General features: G+C 34.9%; 15 protein-coding genes. 14 read left to right on the top strand and 1 reads right to left on the bottom strand.

Features of this window, described 5'->3' with window-relative positions; genetic code table 11:
• Positions 1-330 precede the first annotated feature (330 nt).
• From AC2A1D_RS01875 to gcvP, 13 genes are all read left to right on the top strand, one after another.
• Positions 331-921 (top strand): Crp/Fnr family transcriptional regulator, encoded by a 591-nt coding sequence (locus tag AC2A1D_RS01875; RefSeq protein WP_484041969.1) that lies wholly within the window; start codon positions 331-333, stop codon positions 919-921.
• A gap of 146 nt (positions 922-1,067) precedes the next feature.
• A complete protein-coding gene (locus AC2A1D_RS01870) occupies positions 1,068-1,478 on the top strand; it encodes a VOC family protein (RefSeq protein WP_484041968.1) in 411 nt (136 codons plus the stop codon).
• Between the two features lie 46 nt (positions 1,479-1,524).
• The gene (locus AC2A1D_RS01865; protein WP_484041967.1) at positions 1,525-1,956 is read left to right on the top strand and encodes a VOC family protein; all 432 of its coding nucleotides are present in this window, start codon (positions 1,525-1,527) and stop codon (positions 1,954-1,956) included.
• A 70-nt stretch (positions 1,957-2,026) separates the two neighbouring features.
• On the top strand, positions 2,027-2,440 hold the full coding sequence (locus tag AC2A1D_RS01860; protein WP_484041966.1) for an SRPBCC family protein: 414 nt from the start codon (positions 2,027-2,029) through the stop codon (positions 2,438-2,440).
• A gap of 16 nt (positions 2,441-2,456) precedes the next feature.
• Positions 2,457-2,714 carry a DNA-directed RNA polymerase subunit alpha C-terminal domain-containing protein gene (locus AC2A1D_RS01855; protein ID WP_484041965.1) on the top strand — a complete coding sequence of 86 codons (258 nt, stop codon included), beginning with the start codon at positions 2,457-2,459 and terminating at the stop codon, positions 2,712-2,714.
• 135 nt (positions 2,715-2,849) lie between these two features.
• Positions 2,850-3,713: a VOC family protein gene (locus tag AC2A1D_RS01850; protein ID WP_484041964.1), complete on the top strand. Its 864-nt coding sequence runs from the start codon at positions 2,850-2,852 to the stop codon at positions 3,711-3,713.
• 76 nt (positions 3,714-3,789) lie between these two features.
• Positions 3,790-4,218, top strand: coding sequence for an SRPBCC domain-containing protein (locus tag AC2A1D_RS01845; RefSeq protein ID WP_484041963.1), 429 nt, complete (start codon positions 3,790-3,792; stop codon positions 4,216-4,218).
• Positions 4,219-4,238: 20 nt separating this feature from the next.
• Positions 4,239-4,685, top strand: a complete 447-nt coding sequence (locus AC2A1D_RS01840) for an SRPBCC family protein (protein WP_484041962.1) — start codon at positions 4,239-4,241, stop codon at positions 4,683-4,685.
• Between the two features lie 349 nt (positions 4,686-5,034).
• Positions 5,035-5,589 (top strand): RNA polymerase sigma factor, encoded by a 555-nt coding sequence (locus AC2A1D_RS01835; RefSeq protein WP_484041961.1) that lies wholly within the window; start codon positions 5,035-5,037, stop codon positions 5,587-5,589.
• A gap of 11 nt (positions 5,590-5,600) precedes the next feature.
• On the top strand, positions 5,601-5,945 hold the full coding sequence (locus AC2A1D_RS01830) for a hypothetical protein (protein WP_484041960.1): 345 nt from the start codon (positions 5,601-5,603) through the stop codon (positions 5,943-5,945).
• Between the two features lie 102 nt (positions 5,946-6,047).
• The gene (locus tag AC2A1D_RS01825; protein ID WP_484041959.1) at positions 6,048-6,320 is read left to right on the top strand and encodes a hypothetical protein; all 273 of its coding nucleotides are present in this window, start codon (positions 6,048-6,050) and stop codon (positions 6,318-6,320) included.
• 119 nt (positions 6,321-6,439) lie between these two features.
• Complete coding sequence (locus tag AC2A1D_RS01820) at positions 6,440-7,087, top strand: J domain-containing protein (protein WP_484041958.1); 648 nt, start codon at positions 6,440-6,442, stop codon at positions 7,085-7,087.
• 525 nt (positions 7,088-7,612) lie between these two features.
• A complete protein-coding gene (gcvP, locus tag AC2A1D_RS01815) occupies positions 7,613-10,471 on the top strand; it encodes an aminomethyl-transferring glycine dehydrogenase (RefSeq protein ID WP_484041957.1) in 2,859 nt (952 codons plus the stop codon).
• Positions 10,472-10,812: 341 nt separating this feature from the next.
• Here gcvP and AC2A1D_RS01810 read toward each other — a convergent pair whose 3' ends face one another.
• Complete coding sequence (locus AC2A1D_RS01810; RefSeq protein ID WP_484041956.1) at positions 10,813-11,826, bottom strand: hypothetical protein; 1,014 nt, start codon at positions 11,824-11,826, stop codon at positions 10,813-10,815.
• A gap of 378 nt (positions 11,827-12,204) precedes the next feature.
• On the opposite strand from AC2A1D_RS01810, the gene AC2A1D_RS01805 reads away from it, so the two are divergent.
• Complete coding sequence (locus AC2A1D_RS01805) at positions 12,205-15,201, top strand: LamG-like jellyroll fold domain-containing protein (protein WP_484041955.1); 2,997 nt, start codon at positions 12,205-12,207, stop codon at positions 15,199-15,201.
• The last annotated feature ends 112 nt before the right edge of the window (positions 15,202-15,313 follow it).

The following is a 15,313-nucleotide window of genomic DNA, read 5'->3' as shown; positions in this document are numbered from 1 at the left end:
AAAAATCTCCATTGTTTGAGTGGCGGCAAAAATTTTGTTAGATATCGAATTTTTATTTCCGCCCGAGTTTTGGAGATTTTAGGAATTTTTTCAAAATTTTAGCCGAGTTTCCAAGTCTTGAATTTTTGGTTATTTTGCTTCAAGGCAAAAGAACAAGAAATCAAAAATAACAAATGAATGTTAAAATTAAAAATCCACAATTTTGGAGAAGAACCAATTTTATTTTAGTTAAAAGAATACTCTTTGACGCTATTTTAGAGAGGAATTGAAAAAATATTATGCTTAATAACTTGAAATTTAATACTTTTAAGTTTCATTTAAATCAAAAAGATGAGCCGTAAAGCGTTAGAAATTTGTTATGATTTTCCTTTTTTTCTTGCGGAAGAGTTAGAAGAAATCTTTCAGGCGCACGAAAAGGTACATTTTCAAAAAGGAGAATTCATTTTAGAAGAAGGGAATGTCGCCAATGAATATTATATCTTAGAAAAAGGTTTGGTACGCTCATTTGTAAACGATTTTAGCGGAAACGAAGTAACAACCAGCTTCTTTGCAGACAACGAAATTATCATCGAAGTTTCTTCGCTTTTCCAAAGAATTCCTACGCAGGAAAATATAGTTTGCATTACCGATTGCGAATGTTTTAAATTTACTTTTGAAAACTTCGAAGAGTTATTTCACAAAATTCCAAACCTCAGAGAATGGGGAAGAGCGTGGATGTCGCAAGAGCTTTTTGCATCCAAACAGCGTTCGGTAGAGATGTTTACCTTATCGGCAACAAGTCGATATTTAAAATTATTAGAACAAAAACCACAAGTTGTTCAGTTTGCACCTTTGAAGCAGATTGCCTCTTATTTAGGAATTACCGACACTTCTTTAAGCAGAATTCGAAAAGAAATTGTTTCTCACAGTCCTAAAAATTAAATAATTTTTCATTTAAAATAAAACCAGAAAACTTGTCTTATGGCAAGTTGTTTTTTTTGCTAAATTTCTACTTTTGAAATAGTAAAAGCTTTACAGATATTACTTAAAATAACGAATTGTAAAATATAAAATTCAAATACAGGAATATGAAAATCAACCAAATATATGTAAATCTTCCTGTGAAGGATATTCAGCAGACCAAAGATTTTTGGACGAATGTAGGTTTCACAATCAACGAACAGTTTTCAGATGATAAAGCAGTTTGTGTGGTGATGAGCGACAATATTTATGTTATGTTTTTAACAGAAGAATATTTCCAAACCTTCTCCGAAAGACCAACTCCAAAAGGCGATACCACACAAGTTTTGTTAGCGATTGGTTTAGACAGCCGCGAAGAAGTAGACCAAGTTGTAAATGCTGCTGTGAAAAACGGGGCAACACAGCACGAAGAACCGCAAGATTATGGCTGGATGTATCAAAATTCTTTCTGGGACATCAACGGTCATGGTTGGAACGTTACTTTTGCAGACCTTTCCCAAATGCCTTCTCAACCTTAACCTTAACCTTAACCTTAACCTTAACCTCAATTTTAAAAACATAATTATGGCAAAATTAAATTCATACCTCAATTTTGATGGTAAAGCAGAAGAAGCTTTCAATTTTTACAAATCAGTTTTCGGCGGAGAATTTCTTGGCGAAGTGTACAGAATGGGAAATGCTCCCGGAACAGAAGAGCTTTCCGAAGAAGACAAAAACAGAGTAATGCACGTTGCACTTCCTATTGGTGGAGATCTTTTGATGGGTTCAGACATTGTCCCTGCTTTCGGGCAGAAATTAAATCTTGGCAATAGCAATTACGTATCTGTTTTTCCTGAATCTAGGGAAGAAGCAGAACGCCTTTTCAACGGACTTTCGGAAAACGGAAACATCGAAATGCCCCTTGAAGATCAGTTTTGGGGAGATTATTTCGGTAGTTTTCAAGACCAGTTTGGTATTCATTGGATGATAAATTATAACGAAGAATACACGAAATAATACTATATTTAAGAACAAAATTTGCAAGGCAACCGCAAAGGTTGCCTTTTTGTTAAAATAAAACTAGGATATGGAAAAAATACAGATAGATATTACCATTTTGGCGCCTGTAGAAAAAGTTTGGAATTATTTTAACGAGCCAAAACATGTTACCCAATGGAACTTTGCCCACGAATCTTGGCAATGCCCAAGTTCAGAAAACGATTTGCGTTTAGGAGGGAAATTCAAACATAGAATGGAAGCAAAAGACGGAAGTTTTGGTTTCGATTTCGAAGGCTTTTACGATGAAATTATTCCCCACGAAAAAATAAAATATCATCTTGAAGATGGCAGAAATGTAGAAGTTATCTTCGAAAAAATAGACGAAAATACAACGAAAGTTACAGAGGTATTCGACCCTGAAACTCAAAACCCTGTAGAAATGCAGCGCGATGGGTGGTACGCAATTTTAGACAATTTTCACAAACATGTAGAAAATAATTAACGCAAAAATCGGCGTCATGATTAGCCTTATTATGATGACAAACGTCAAGAAAATTTGCACAGAAAAACATCAACCAGAAAACCAATTTCTAAAAGGAATTTTGGCAATTCCTGCACGAAGAACCTTAGAAAAAGAGAAAATTAACACTTTGGAGCAACTTTCAGATTACACAGAAAAAGAACTTCTTCAGTTTCATGGTTTCGGGAAAAACACGATAGAAAAACTTAGAAATTTCATGCAAGAAAACAACTTTACCTTCAAATCAGAGTTTTAGAAGTTTTTGGGCGCCTTTTTCCGCCCTCCATTCCCGCTTTTATTATTTTTTTTCAAAAATAATAAAGAGCTCCATTCAGGTCGGGGCGCGTGCAATTCGATGATTTCAAAATCAACAGAAAATTTAAAATATAAAATGAACAATACAATTTTTCCATGTCTTTGGTACGACGCAGACGCCAAACAATCAGCAGAATTTTACTGTGAAGTTTTCGGCGGAACAATTACAGCAGATACACCAGTTGTGGTAAACATCGAAGTTTTCGGACAAAAATTGATGCTTCTAAATGGTGGTCCTCAATTTCAGAAAAACGCTACTATTTCTTTCATGGTTCTTTGTGAAACCGACGAAGAAGTAGAAAAATATTGGAAACCACTCTCAGAAAACGGAATTGTTTTAATGGATCTTGGCGAATATCCTTGGAGTAAAAAATACGGATGGGTTCGAGATCGTTTTGGCGTAACTTGGCAAGTGTATCTTGGCGAAAATCAGGGAGAGCAAAAAATTATTCTTACATTAATGTACATTCATCACAATAACGGAAAAGCCATGCAAGCAATGGAATTATACACCAAAATTTTCCCTAATTCTAAAATAGGAAGTGTTTTGAAATACGGAGATGGAGTAGGGAATGAAACGCATGAAGTTCCTGAAAACGTGCAACACGCTCATTTTGAAATCGATGGCTACAGTTTCTTTTGCATGGATAATTCTTACGACCATCAGTTTGATTTTAATGAAGGAATTTCAATCGTGGTAATGACAGAAAATCAGGAAGAAACCGATCATCTTTGGTATTCTTTAACGGCAAATGGAGGAAGCGAAAGTATGTGCGGTTGGTTGAAAGATCCTTTTGGCGTAAGTTGGCAAATTGTTCCCAAAAGATTGCTTCAATTAATGAGTGATCCCGATAGAGAAAAAGCACAAAAAGTAGTGATGGCAATGATGAAAATGCAGAAAATTTCAATCCCGGAATTGGAAGCTGCATATTCTTCTTAAAAAACGACGCGAAAATGTTTTCGGCGTATTGTTTGTAGCAGTTTAAGCTTCAACTAAACCGCAACTTTTTAATATTATGGAACTTTTAAAATTTGATATAAAAATAAATGCATCTCCAGAAAAAGTTTGGAGTGTACTTTGGGACGAATTTTCTTTTAGACAATGGACTTCCGCATTCTGTGAAGGTTCTTTTTACAAAGGAAACTTGGAAGAGGGAAGTAAAATACAATTTTTAGACCCTGAAAATAACGGAATGTTTAGCAAAGTGGTGAAAATTATTCCGTCTAAAGAAATGGTTTTTCTCCATTTAGGCGAAATTTTTAGCGGCATCGAAACACCGATGAATTGGGAAAACGCAACAGAATCTTACTTTCTGGATGGTGATGATGAATTCACTCATTTAAGATTGGAAGTGAATTCTAGCGAAGAATTTAAAGATTTCTTTGAGGAAAAAACGCCATTAGCACTTCAGAATGTTAAACATCTTTCTGAAAATCAATTTTAAACATAAAAAATGAAATAATTATGGAAAACTTAATGCACAATATCGTTATCAACGCTTCAAAAGAGAAAATATGGGATGTTCTTTGGAGTTCTGAAACGTATGGGGAATGGACGAAATTTTTCAGTCCGGGTTCTCAAATGAAAACAGATTGGCAAATTGGCGGAAAAACCTATTTTGTAAATCAAGAAGGAGCCGGAATGGTTTCTACCATTGACAGTATGGATAAACCAAATGAAATTGTTTTTAAACATTTAGGAATGGTTGATACGGAAGGTAACGAAGATACTCATAGCAAAGAAGTAATGGAATGGAGCGGCGCTTCGGAAAAGTATTTTCTAATTTCTCTTGCCGATGGTTCTGTAAAACTTCAAGTGGAAACTCAAGTAGATGCAGAATGGAAAGACCACTTAAATGAAGGATTTATACAAGGTTTGAAGGTGATAAAAGAACTTTCGGAAGCTAAGTAATTTTTTTAAAACTAAATTAATATCTAAAACCTTTCAGCGTTTTAAACGCTGAAAGGTTTGTTTTTTTATATTTTCTGAATTTTTTTTAAAAAACGTAACGTAAACCTGGGAGAAACTTTTCTCATAGCCCGGATAGAAGCGGCATCCTTTTCTGGATTTCGGCGGAGCGAAGCTCCGCCGAAATCCAGAAAAGATAGAGCGGAGAGCCGGAATAGCTCCTAAAAAAAGAATCTCGAAAACCCTTTAAACAAAAGAAAAATAAAAAATTCAGAAAAATATTTTACATTTATTAAAGTAAAACCAAAAAATCAATCGTCATAGCAATATGGAGATTGCTGAAAAAATAACAATGCCACAACAGGAGAAAGAAAATATCATCTCGCAAACCGTATCGAAATACGGCGGAAAGTTGATGTCTTATATTCGTCCTAAAGTGAAAAATACGGAAGATGCTGAAGATATTCTGCAGGAAGTGTGGTATCAGTTCAGTAGTTTAACCAATTTGTCTGAAATTGTGAATGTTGGAGGTTGGTTGTACCGAGTGACGGCAAATAAAATTACAGATAAATACAGAAAGAAAAAAACAGAAAATCTCGAAGATTACGTGTACGAAGATGAAGACGGAGATTTCTCGATAAAAGATATTCTTTTGATGGATGAAAGCGCAGGTCCGGAAGTGAAAATGTTTCAGGATGAAATCTGGAAAAAGCTTTTTGAAGCGCTTGAAGAATTACCAGAAAAACAGCGCCTCGTGTATGTAGAAAACGAATTGAATGATAAAACTCTTCAGGAAATTGCGGATGAACATGGCGAAAACATCAAAACAATTATCAGCAGAAAAAATTACGCAGTAAAGCATTTAAGAAATCGTTTGAGACGACTTTACGAAGATTTAAACAACTAGAAATATATATCATGAATCATAAACATAAAAAAGGGTGGATTTGCCTATTCCTTTGTCCGTCACTTATTTTTTTAGGCGTCACATGGATTGTAATGGCGCTTTGGAATTGCCTTCTTCCTGAAATTCTCGGCGTAAAAACGGTCACATTTTGGCAGGCTATGGGAATTCTTGTCCTCAGTAAAATTCTTTTTGGAGGATTTCATTTCGGAAAAGGAATGAGAGATTTTAAAGAAAGAAAAATGAGAGAAAAAATGATGAATCTTTCTCCTGAAGAAAGAGAAAAATTCAAAGAAGTTTGGAGAAACCGTTGTGAAAGCGGACTTTTCAACAGAAATAAAAGAACAAACGAAGAGTGAAAATTTTAGAAGTAGTAAAGTTTTAACGGATTCGTCAATATAAAAAGAGAAGTAGAGCCTCGTAGAGGCGAACTGTTAATAGAAATTTAAAATTAGAAAAAGATGAAAAATTCAGTATTAAAAGGTGTTCTAGGAGCACTTGCAGTGGCAGGAATTGCCGTAGTTGCAAAAAAAGTAATCGAAAGAAAAAGATTTGTAAAAGGTATTTTTGAAGAATACGATATTAAAGAAAAAACTCCATTTGGTTTGGCAGACAAAATCAGACAAATGAATGAAGAAGAATACCAAGAGTTAAAAGGTAAATTCAAAGAAAGATTTGCATCAAAATGCCATCACAGAAAATTCGAAAGAAGAAATAAAGCTGCAGAAGCTTAATACAAAGTAACTAGATTGAAATTGTTTAATTCCGGCAATAATTGTCGGAATTTTTTTTGTCCGTATTCAGAATTAAATTCGTGCATTCGTGGCTATTTTCTTATTTTTGTTAGCCTAAAATGAAAGACTACTACTATTTTCTCGGAATTCCCAATGATGCTTCGGAAGAAGACATCAAAAAATCTTACAGAAAACTTTCGTTAAAATATCATCCCGATAAAAATGAAAACGACGATTTTTTTGCAGATCGTTTCCGAGAAATTCAGGAAGCATACGAAACGTTGAGCGATAAAAGCAAAAGAAGGAGTTATGACCAGAATTTAGAAAGTCATCAAAAAAGTTTTAGATACAACGTTCCGCCATCGATAAAAACGTTTACGGCAAATAAAATTCACGCGAAAAAAGGAGAAGAAATTATCATCAATTGGCAAACACAAAATGCTGATGTGGTGAAAGTTTTACCTTTCGGACTTGAAAAAGCGTACGGAGAAAGAGTTTTTAAGATTACAGAATTTAAGGACGGGAAATTCCAGATTTTGCTTCATGCAACCAATTCTTTATTGCATAAAACAGCCGTTCAGGGAATTACAATTACAGAGGTTTTTGAAACCAATTCAGAGAAAATAAAGGCAAATGTTGAAGAAATGTTGAAGCCTCAATCGAGAACAATCATCAACCAAAAAGGGCAACCGAAAATTGTAATGCTTATTTGGGGAATCATTATTCTCGCTGTAGCATTGTATTTTTTGATTAATAATTTTGCGTGAGAATCGAAATTGGTGATTTGAGATTCAAGATTCAAGATTTAAAATTGATAGTTTCCGAATGTTGAACTTCTAACTTCTAGCTTCCATCTTCCATCTTCCATCTTCCATCTCTTCACTTCCAACACCGCAACTACGCCATTTTCTTTCTTCCCGGGCATTTTTTGCAACGTTTTCCTTTTTTAAATTTTTTGCAGCAAGACTTTTTATCGCCGCAAAGCATTTCTTCTTGAGTATAATTGAAAGCCGGAGCCAAAGGTGCTATTTTGAATGGAACTATTATATTCATGATGCAAATATATTAATTTAGAATAAATCAAATTAAAATATTTTAATTTTTTTGTTTTCGTTGATTAACAGTGCTTTTTGTGATGATTTTCTATGGTCTTTTCATGAAACTTTTCCGAATAATATTTCCCGAAAACATTTTGAAGACCTATCAAAGGTCAGATTTTGCTTATTGTACAATCGATCAAAAAAATGTAATTTTACCAATCTTTTTTCACGAATAAAATCTAATATATAAAAATGAATACAGAACAGTTTGTAAGCCGTCACATTTCCCTAAATGAAGCCGATAAACAGGCGATGTTGGAAAAGTTAGGCGTTTCAAGTGTTGATGAGTTGATTTCTCAAACCATCCCTTCTTCTATCCGTTTAGAAAAAGATCTTAACATTTCAGAGCCACTTTCAGAGTATGAGATGATTCGTCATTCTAAAGAATTGGCATCAAAAAATGCAGATTTTACAAACTACATTGGTTTCGGATACCACAATACGCTTTTACCGGCTGCAATTAAAAGAAACATCTTTGAAAACCCTAGCTGGTACACTGCTTATACGCCGTACCAAGCAGAAATTGCGCAAGGAAGATTAGAGGCTCTCCTAAATTTCCAAACTGTAGTTTGTGATCTTACTGGTTTTGCTCTTGCCAATGCATCTCTTTTGGATGAGTCTACTGCAGCAGCTGAAGCCATGCACATGTTCTTCAACAACAGAACGAAAGATCAGAAAAAAGCGGGTGCTAATAAATTCTTCATCTCAGATTTGGTTTTACCACAAACAGTTTCTGTATTAAGAACTAAAGCTGAAGGTCTTGAAATTGAGATCGTAGAAGGAGATCACAAAACGCATCAGTTTGATGGAACTTATTACGGTGTTTTGTTGCAATATCCAGGTAAAAACGGTGTTGTTTTAGATTATACAGATGATATCGTAGAATATAAAAAATTAGATCTTCAAGTAGCTGTAGCTTGTGATCCGATGGCGTTGGTGAAATTGAAATCACCGGCTTCTATGGGAGCAGATTGTGCGGTAGGTACTACCCAGAGATTTGGTATTCCTATGGGATATGGTGGTCCTCACGCAGCATTTTTTGCTTGTAGAGAAGATTACAAAAGAGACATTCCGGGAAGAATTATCGGGGTTTCTCAGGATATGTACGGAAAACGTGCACTAAGAATGGCGCTTCAAACAAGAGAGCAGCACATTAAGAGAGAAAGAGCTACTTCAAACATCTGTACTGCACAGGTTTTATTGGCGGTAATGGCAGGGATGTATGCGGTGTATCACGGGCCAAAAGGGTTAAACTTTATTGCAGATCAAATTCATTTTAAAGCAAATACTTTAAGAAGTGCTTTACAAACTTTAGAATATGATGTAGTAGAAGAGCCAATTTTTGATACAGTGAAAATTCGTCTTAGTGAAGAAGAAAAATCTAGGTTGGCAAGAATGATGAAAGATCATAAGATTAACCTAAACTACTTTACGCAAGATGTGGTAAGTATTTCTGTGAACGAAAGTACAACCATTGAAAAACTTGATGTTTTGATGACTTCTTTTGGTCATTTTAAAGAAAAACAAGTTTCAAAATTAGAATTGAAAGAAATTTGCAGTATTCCTGACGAATTATTAAGAAAAGACGAAATCCTTACGGAAGAAGTTTTCAATAAATATCATACAGAAACTGAATTGATGCGTTACATCAAGCGTTTAGAAAGAAAAGACCTTTCATTAACGCACTCGATGATCTCTTTAGGTTCTTGTACCATGAAATTGAATGCTGCAACCCAAATGTTGCCGCTTTCTTGGGGAGAATGGGGTAGTGTACACCCATTTGTACCAGTAGATCAGGCAAAAGGTTATCAAATTATGATTGCTGAGCTTGAAAAAGATTTAGCAGAAATTACTGGTTTTGCAGGAACTTCTCTTCAGCCAAACTCTGGTGCTCAAGGTGAGTATGCAGGTTTAATGGTGATTAGAGAATATCACAAATCGAGAGGTGAAGGGCACAGAAATGTAGTATTGATTCCTCAATCTGCACACGGAACCAACCCAGCTTCTGCTGCAATGGCAGGGATGAAAATCGTTGTCGTAAAAAATCTTGAAAGCGGAGAAATCGACTTTGAAGACTTGAAAGCTAAAACAGAGCTTCACTCTGAAAACCTTTCTTGTGTAATGATTACTTACCCTTCTACTTACGGTTTCTTTGATGCAAACATTAAAGAAATTACAGCTTTGATTCACCAACATGGTGGGCAAGTTTACATGGATGGGGCAAACATGAACGCGCAGGTAGGATTTACAAGTCCGGGAAATATTGGTGCAGACGTTTGTCACTTGAATCTTCACAAAACTTTCGCTATTCCTCACGGAGGTGGAGGTCCTGGAGTTGGGCCAATCTGTGTTGCTAAACACTTGGTACCATTCTTACCAACCAATGCAAACATTAAAATCGGAACTAAAGAAGCTATTGAAGGGATTTCTGCAGCACCTTACGGTTCAGGTTTAATTTTAAATATTTCTTATTCTTACATCAAAATGTTGGGTACTTACGGTTTGAAAAAATCTACAGAACACGCAATTTTGAATGCTAACTATTTGAAAGAAATCTTGGCAGAGCACTTCCCGATTTTATATTCAAACGAAAACGGAAAAGTAGCCCACGAATGTATTGTAGATTTCCGTCAGTTTAAATCATTAGGAATCGAAGTAGCAGACGTTGCCAAGAGATTAATGGATTATGGTTTCCACGCTCCTACGGTTTCTTTTCCGGTTGCAGGAACATTAATGATCGAGCCTACTGAATCTGAAAGTAAATCAGAAATTGACCGTTTTGCAGAAGCATTAATATCAATTAAAAAAGAAATTGAAGAAATTGCTAATGGTGAAGCAGATACCTCAAATAATGTATTGAAAAATGCACCACATACAGAGCAAGTTGTAATCTCTGATTCTTGGGACAAACCATACAGCAGAGAAAAAGCAGCTTATCCGCTGGAATGGGTAAGAGATCACAAATTCTTTGCTTCTGTTTCCAGAGTTGATGAAGCTTATGGAGATAGAAATCTCGTTTGTACTTGTGAGCCTATTGAAGCTTATATGTAATTAGGTTTTTAAACATATTACAATCCCTCTCAGTTTTGAGAGGGATTTTTTGTGCGTATTAATTTGAGGAATTTAATTTTTTGAATGTTGGGCGGTTTGTCATTCAGAATAAAGTGTGTTGGAATGATGATTTTGGTATTTGTATTTTAGAATACAATTTATTGGGAAATGTTTTCTGAAAAAATTTAAAAATTATGGTAAGAAAAAAGAGGCTCTTTTGAAGTCTCTTTTATATGTTGTATTATTACTGGGCTGTGAGGAAATTAACACTTCTTTAATAGCTAAGTTTCTTTTGTTGGCTTTGCAATTCTAGCAAAAACTTGGTTATTAGCTACAGTTTTTTAATTAGTTAATATTATGAGTACTCCATCTTTTCCTCTAGCTCCATAAAGACTAGTTGTATTGTGTTTTGACTGAACCTCTATATCTTTAATATCCAGTTTTTCTAAGGTTTCAACAAGTGAATTTTCATCATATGTAAAAATGTCATGATTTAAGAAAATGAGCGGATTATTACCAATTAAATCATTCTCTTTTTGCTTTCGTAAGAAAGTCTTTACATCATATTTCTTTCTACCCTCATCATTTAATACATAGGAATCAGTTTGATTGATTTTCAGATTGTTTTGTTTTATTAATGACCAAAATTTTTCTGACCAGTTTACTTTGTTCCATATATTTTTCTTTACAGTAAGGATATCTTCAAGAACAGTCTTGTCAGTTTTCAAATCAATCAACTGAGAAACCAAATAATTTATGTCAAAAGGAAAGTTTGCAGAATATGATTTTTTAATGATTTCTTTATCAAAAACTTCGAGTCCAAAGTTTGATTTTACAACTGACATGAAATTTGTTAATTCGTGTCCTTCAAGTTCCTCAATATTTACAGAAACAACATTATTAAAATCGTTGTTAGAAATTGATTTTACATATTTAAGCATTTGAAGTTGTAAGTTATCATCTATTCCTTGGTCAAAACTATTTGGATTTGCAAATCTAAAATGCTTTCTTCGAGTGTAGCCAACAATAAAGTCATTGTAATTAACATTTGAGTTTTTGAAGAATGATTTAAATGATTTTTCGTTTATCACTTTGTCATTTTTCCATGCTAAAATGAGAATTTCATTATACTCTTTACATTTTGTAGATTCTAAAAATTGATAAAATCCGTTTAAAGTTGTATCAAAAGAATTATTTGTTTGTTGTGTTTGTAATTCGGTATAAATATTTTTTGCTTTTTCAAACGATTCTTTATTACAATGCTTTTGAATAAACTTGGCATCTTCTTCATATTTATTTTGAGCAAGTAGTATGAATGGAAAAAAGACAAATAAATTTAGGATTGTGGTTTGCATAAAATTGTAACTAACGTTTAGATTGACGTATTACATCAATCCAAACTATTCTCAAATATATCAAAAATCTTTATTATTTGAATTATTATATTCTTTTTATCAATGTTGTTATTACGGTTGACTGGGAATAACGCGCTATGTAGTAAAGTAAAAGAAATAAGCGAGAGAACCACCCCGTCAAAAATTCTGTTTCTTCGACTTCGCTCAGAATGACAGTATTTTTGCCACCTTATGATTTTCAGTGAATTAAATTATGTTAACTTAGTGTTTATGTTATGATTTGAGATTGTAAATGTTTGATTTTTAATGATAAACAGGATAGAGCAGGATGTTCATGTATTGTGATGTGACTAGATTGGTTTACACAAAATTAATATTATGAATAGGAAAAATTTACTTTCTAAACGAGCATTAAAATACATGCTTTTTTGCGGAGTTGTACTTTCTGCAAATCTTAACGCACAGACTCTTGCTTTCCCTGAAGCAACTGGTTTTGGAAGATATACCACTGGAGCGAGAGGAGCAGCCAACCCTCAAATTTATCTTGTTACCAATTTGAATGACAGTGGTCCCGGATCTTTTCGTGATGCGGTGAGCCAGCCCGGAAGGTTTGTGATCTTTAAAGTGGGAGGAATCGTGAATCTACAATCTATTGTTGCAGTATCACCCAATACCACTATTGCCGGACAAACCGCGCCGGGAGAAGGCATTGTTTTCTTAGGGCCTAGAGTTTCTTTTTCGGGAGCGAGTAACACGATTGCGAGGTATTTTAGAATTCGCTATGGTGGAACTTCTCAAAATCAAGATGCATCGGGAATTTCTAATGGAGCCAATATTATTTTGGATCACATGACATTTACGTGGGGAACCGATGAGGTTTTCTCTGTATACTGGGATAATAACGGAACAAGTCCGGATAATATTACGATTCAAAACTCAATTATTGGACAGGGAATGCATCGTCATAATCATTCTGCGGGAGGATTGATGCAACCACCTGCCGGAGGAAAAATCAGTTTGATTGGTAATTTATATATCTGTAATAAAACCCGTAATAATAAAGTAAAAGGAATAAATGAGTTTGTAAATAACGTGGTTTACAACTGGGGAAATTATGGAAACACGTACGGCCATACCCAGTCTGGTGAAGCGTACATTATGGGTGGAGATTCTGCGGGAGCTTCTTATGCGAATATTATTAATAATTATTTTATCGGAGGTCCCAATACCAGCGGAAGTGTGACGACGCCTTTCAGTGTTGGAAATGCTAATTTCAATCTGTATGGCTCAGGAAATTATTTTGATAACAATAAAAACGGAGTTTTAGACGGGACTTTGGTCCCTGCAGATTTAACGGGTTATCCCGTGGGAGACATTGCAGCAATACAAAGCACATCGTATGATTACCCGATGAAAAATCCTACGTTGTCTGCTTTAGATGCATATAATAATATAGTTTCAAAAGTAGGAGCTTCGTATCCGAGAAGAGATCAGGTAGATCAGTTGATGGTTTCAGATCTTTTAACTAAAGGAACTGCGGCAACGTATGTTTATGTACAAACCGATTTAACTACTCAGTTTGGATTTACGAATGGTGGAGCAGGGCATGTGTATGGCGCACCCGCTCCTTTAGATACAGATAACGACGGAATGCCCGATGCATGGGAAATTGCGCATGGTTTAAACCCTAATGTTTTTGATGCTTTAAATGTAAGTGCAACCAATGCACCTTATCTTAATATCGAAGATTACATTAATGGTTTACCCAATACTGTTGCGCCAGATTTTATTATGCCACCAACCAATTTGAATTTTACTAATTCACTTACTTCCGGAACTCCGGCTTCAAGTTCTTTAACTGTAAACTGGGCAGATAATGCAACGAACGAAACCAATTATATTTTAGAACGTTCTACAGATGGAACCAATTATTCTGTAATTGCTACTTTACCAGCGAATACCATAAGTTATAACGAAACTGGTTTAACACCCAATACCCAATATTATTACAGAGTAAAAGCGGTGAATGCAACAGATGCTTCTGTGTATGCAACAGCTTCTCTTACAACGCCGCCTGTTCCTTCTGCACCGGCACAAGCTTCAAATCCGACTCCTGCAAATGGTTCTACCCAAGTAGAATTAACCAATGGTAGTACGCTTTTAAAATGGACAGGAAGTACTAATACAACTAATTACACAGTGTTTTTTGGAACCGATCCTCAGAATTTAACGAGTGTGGCGACGATTCCTTATGCGGCTAATCCTTCTTATCAAATTTCTAATTTGAATACTACATCTACGTATTATTGGAGAGTAGATGCTTCGAATACATTAGGAAGTGTGGCGGGAACTGTTTGGAATTTTAAAGCCATAACCCCAAGTTTGGTTGGGCATTGGCCGTTCTCGGAAGCTCCGTCTCAAGGTGAACAAATTGCCGATGTTTCTCCATATGCCAATAACGGAACATTAAATATTGCTTACGATAATGCGAGTGTGAGAGTTCCTGGAAAAGAAAATTATGCTCTAGATTTAGCAACTTCACCTATAACGCCTTATATCGCGAGTATTCCGCATCAGGATCAGATTTTATTTAATACGAATTCTTTTACGGTTTCTTTCTGGATGAAAGCACCAACAAGTATGATTCCTTCTTCGTCTGCAACGAGTTTATATGTTTTGTGTAAAGGGTCTATTACAGCAAATGCTACGACTGGAGCAACAGGTAAACGTTTTAATGTTGAGATTAAAGGAGGACAACTTCGCTATGCAATTGATGATAATGTAACTAAAAAAGAAATTACGTCTCCAATTGCAAATTATTTTACAGGAAATTGGGTACATGTAGTAATTCAGAGAGATGTAGTGGCTCATAAGATGAGAATCTATACCAACGGAGTATTTACAGTAGAAACCGATGAAACTTCTGTAACAGGAATTGGCGAAGCAAGTGATTTGGTTCTTGGAAATATTGGTGAACTAGAGTTTCAGGCAACAACCAATGCTTCTGCCTCTTACAAAGGTGCGATCGATGAGTTGAAAATGTATAATTATGCACTTACAGCAAGTGATATTAGTTCTCTTTACAATCAGGCAATTTTGAGTAATGCAGAATTAAGTATCAGTAAAAATGTTGGGAAAGTATATCCGAATCCGGTAAAAGATGAGGTGCATATTCAACTTCCAGAATATAAAAAATCTAGTTTGGTAGCCACTGTTTTTGATATGAATGGAAAAGTAATTATCAAAGAAAAAATTCAAATCGACGGTAACGGTGTTTTCAATTTGAATATTGCAGGGAAAAAAGTTTCCGGAAATTATATTTTGAATGTTTCTGGTGAAAACTTAAACAGTAATTTTAAATTAATGGTTCAATAGAAACCAAAAAAAGTTTCATTATTTTAGTTTTTATTAAATCAGGGAGGCTGTCATTTTAGGCGGTCTCTTTGGTTTTCATGTGGGAGAGTTGAAGTTTGTGTTTTATCATTTC

The sequence above is a fragment of the Chryseobacterium sp. HNCC26DJ239 genome (genome assembly GCF_057180445.1).
This window is presented reverse-complemented; position numbering and strand designations above follow the sequence as displayed.

Excerpts from the sequence above, each read along its gene's own strand:
- AC2A1D_RS01875 (WP_484041969.1), top strand. The coding sequence starts at position 331 with ATGAGCCGTAAAGCGTTAGAAATTTGTTATGATTTTCCTTTTTTTCTT.
- AC2A1D_RS01870 (WP_484041968.1), top strand. The coding sequence starts at position 1,068 with ATGAAAATCAACCAAATATATGTAAATCTTCCTGTGAAGGATATTCAG.
- AC2A1D_RS01865 (WP_484041967.1), top strand. The coding sequence starts at position 1,525 with ATGGCAAAATTAAATTCATACCTCAATTTTGATGGTAAAGCAGAAGAA.
- AC2A1D_RS01860 (WP_484041966.1), top strand. The coding sequence starts at position 2,027 with ATGGAAAAAATACAGATAGATATTACCATTTTGGCGCCTGTAGAAAAA.
- AC2A1D_RS01855 (WP_484041965.1), top strand. The coding sequence starts at position 2,457 with ATGATTAGCCTTATTATGATGACAAACGTCAAGAAAATTTGCACAGAA.
- AC2A1D_RS01850 (WP_484041964.1), top strand. The coding sequence starts at position 2,850 with ATGAACAATACAATTTTTCCATGTCTTTGGTACGACGCAGACGCCAAA.
- AC2A1D_RS01845 (WP_484041963.1), top strand. The coding sequence starts at position 3,790 with ATGGAACTTTTAAAATTTGATATAAAAATAAATGCATCTCCAGAAAAA.
- AC2A1D_RS01840 (WP_484041962.1), top strand. The coding sequence starts at position 4,239 with ATGGAAAACTTAATGCACAATATCGTTATCAACGCTTCAAAAGAGAAA.
- AC2A1D_RS01835 (WP_484041961.1), top strand. The coding sequence starts at position 5,035 with ATGCCACAACAGGAGAAAGAAAATATCATCTCGCAAACCGTATCGAAA.
- AC2A1D_RS01830 (WP_484041960.1), top strand. The coding sequence starts at position 5,601 with ATGAATCATAAACATAAAAAAGGGTGGATTTGCCTATTCCTTTGTCCG.
- AC2A1D_RS01825 (WP_484041959.1), top strand. The coding sequence starts at position 6,048 with ATGAAAAATTCAGTATTAAAAGGTGTTCTAGGAGCACTTGCAGTGGCA.
- AC2A1D_RS01820 (WP_484041958.1), top strand. The coding sequence starts at position 6,440 with ATGAAAGACTACTACTATTTTCTCGGAATTCCCAATGATGCTTCGGAA.
- gcvP (WP_484041957.1), top strand. The coding sequence starts at position 7,613 with ATGAATACAGAACAGTTTGTAAGCCGTCACATTTCCCTAAATGAAGCC.
- AC2A1D_RS01810 (WP_484041956.1), bottom strand. The coding sequence starts at position 11,826 with ATGCAAACCACAATCCTAAATTTATTTGTCTTTTTTCCATTCATACTA.
- AC2A1D_RS01805 (WP_484041955.1), top strand. The coding sequence starts at position 12,205 with ATGAATAGGAAAAATTTACTTTCTAAACGAGCATTAAAATACATGCTT.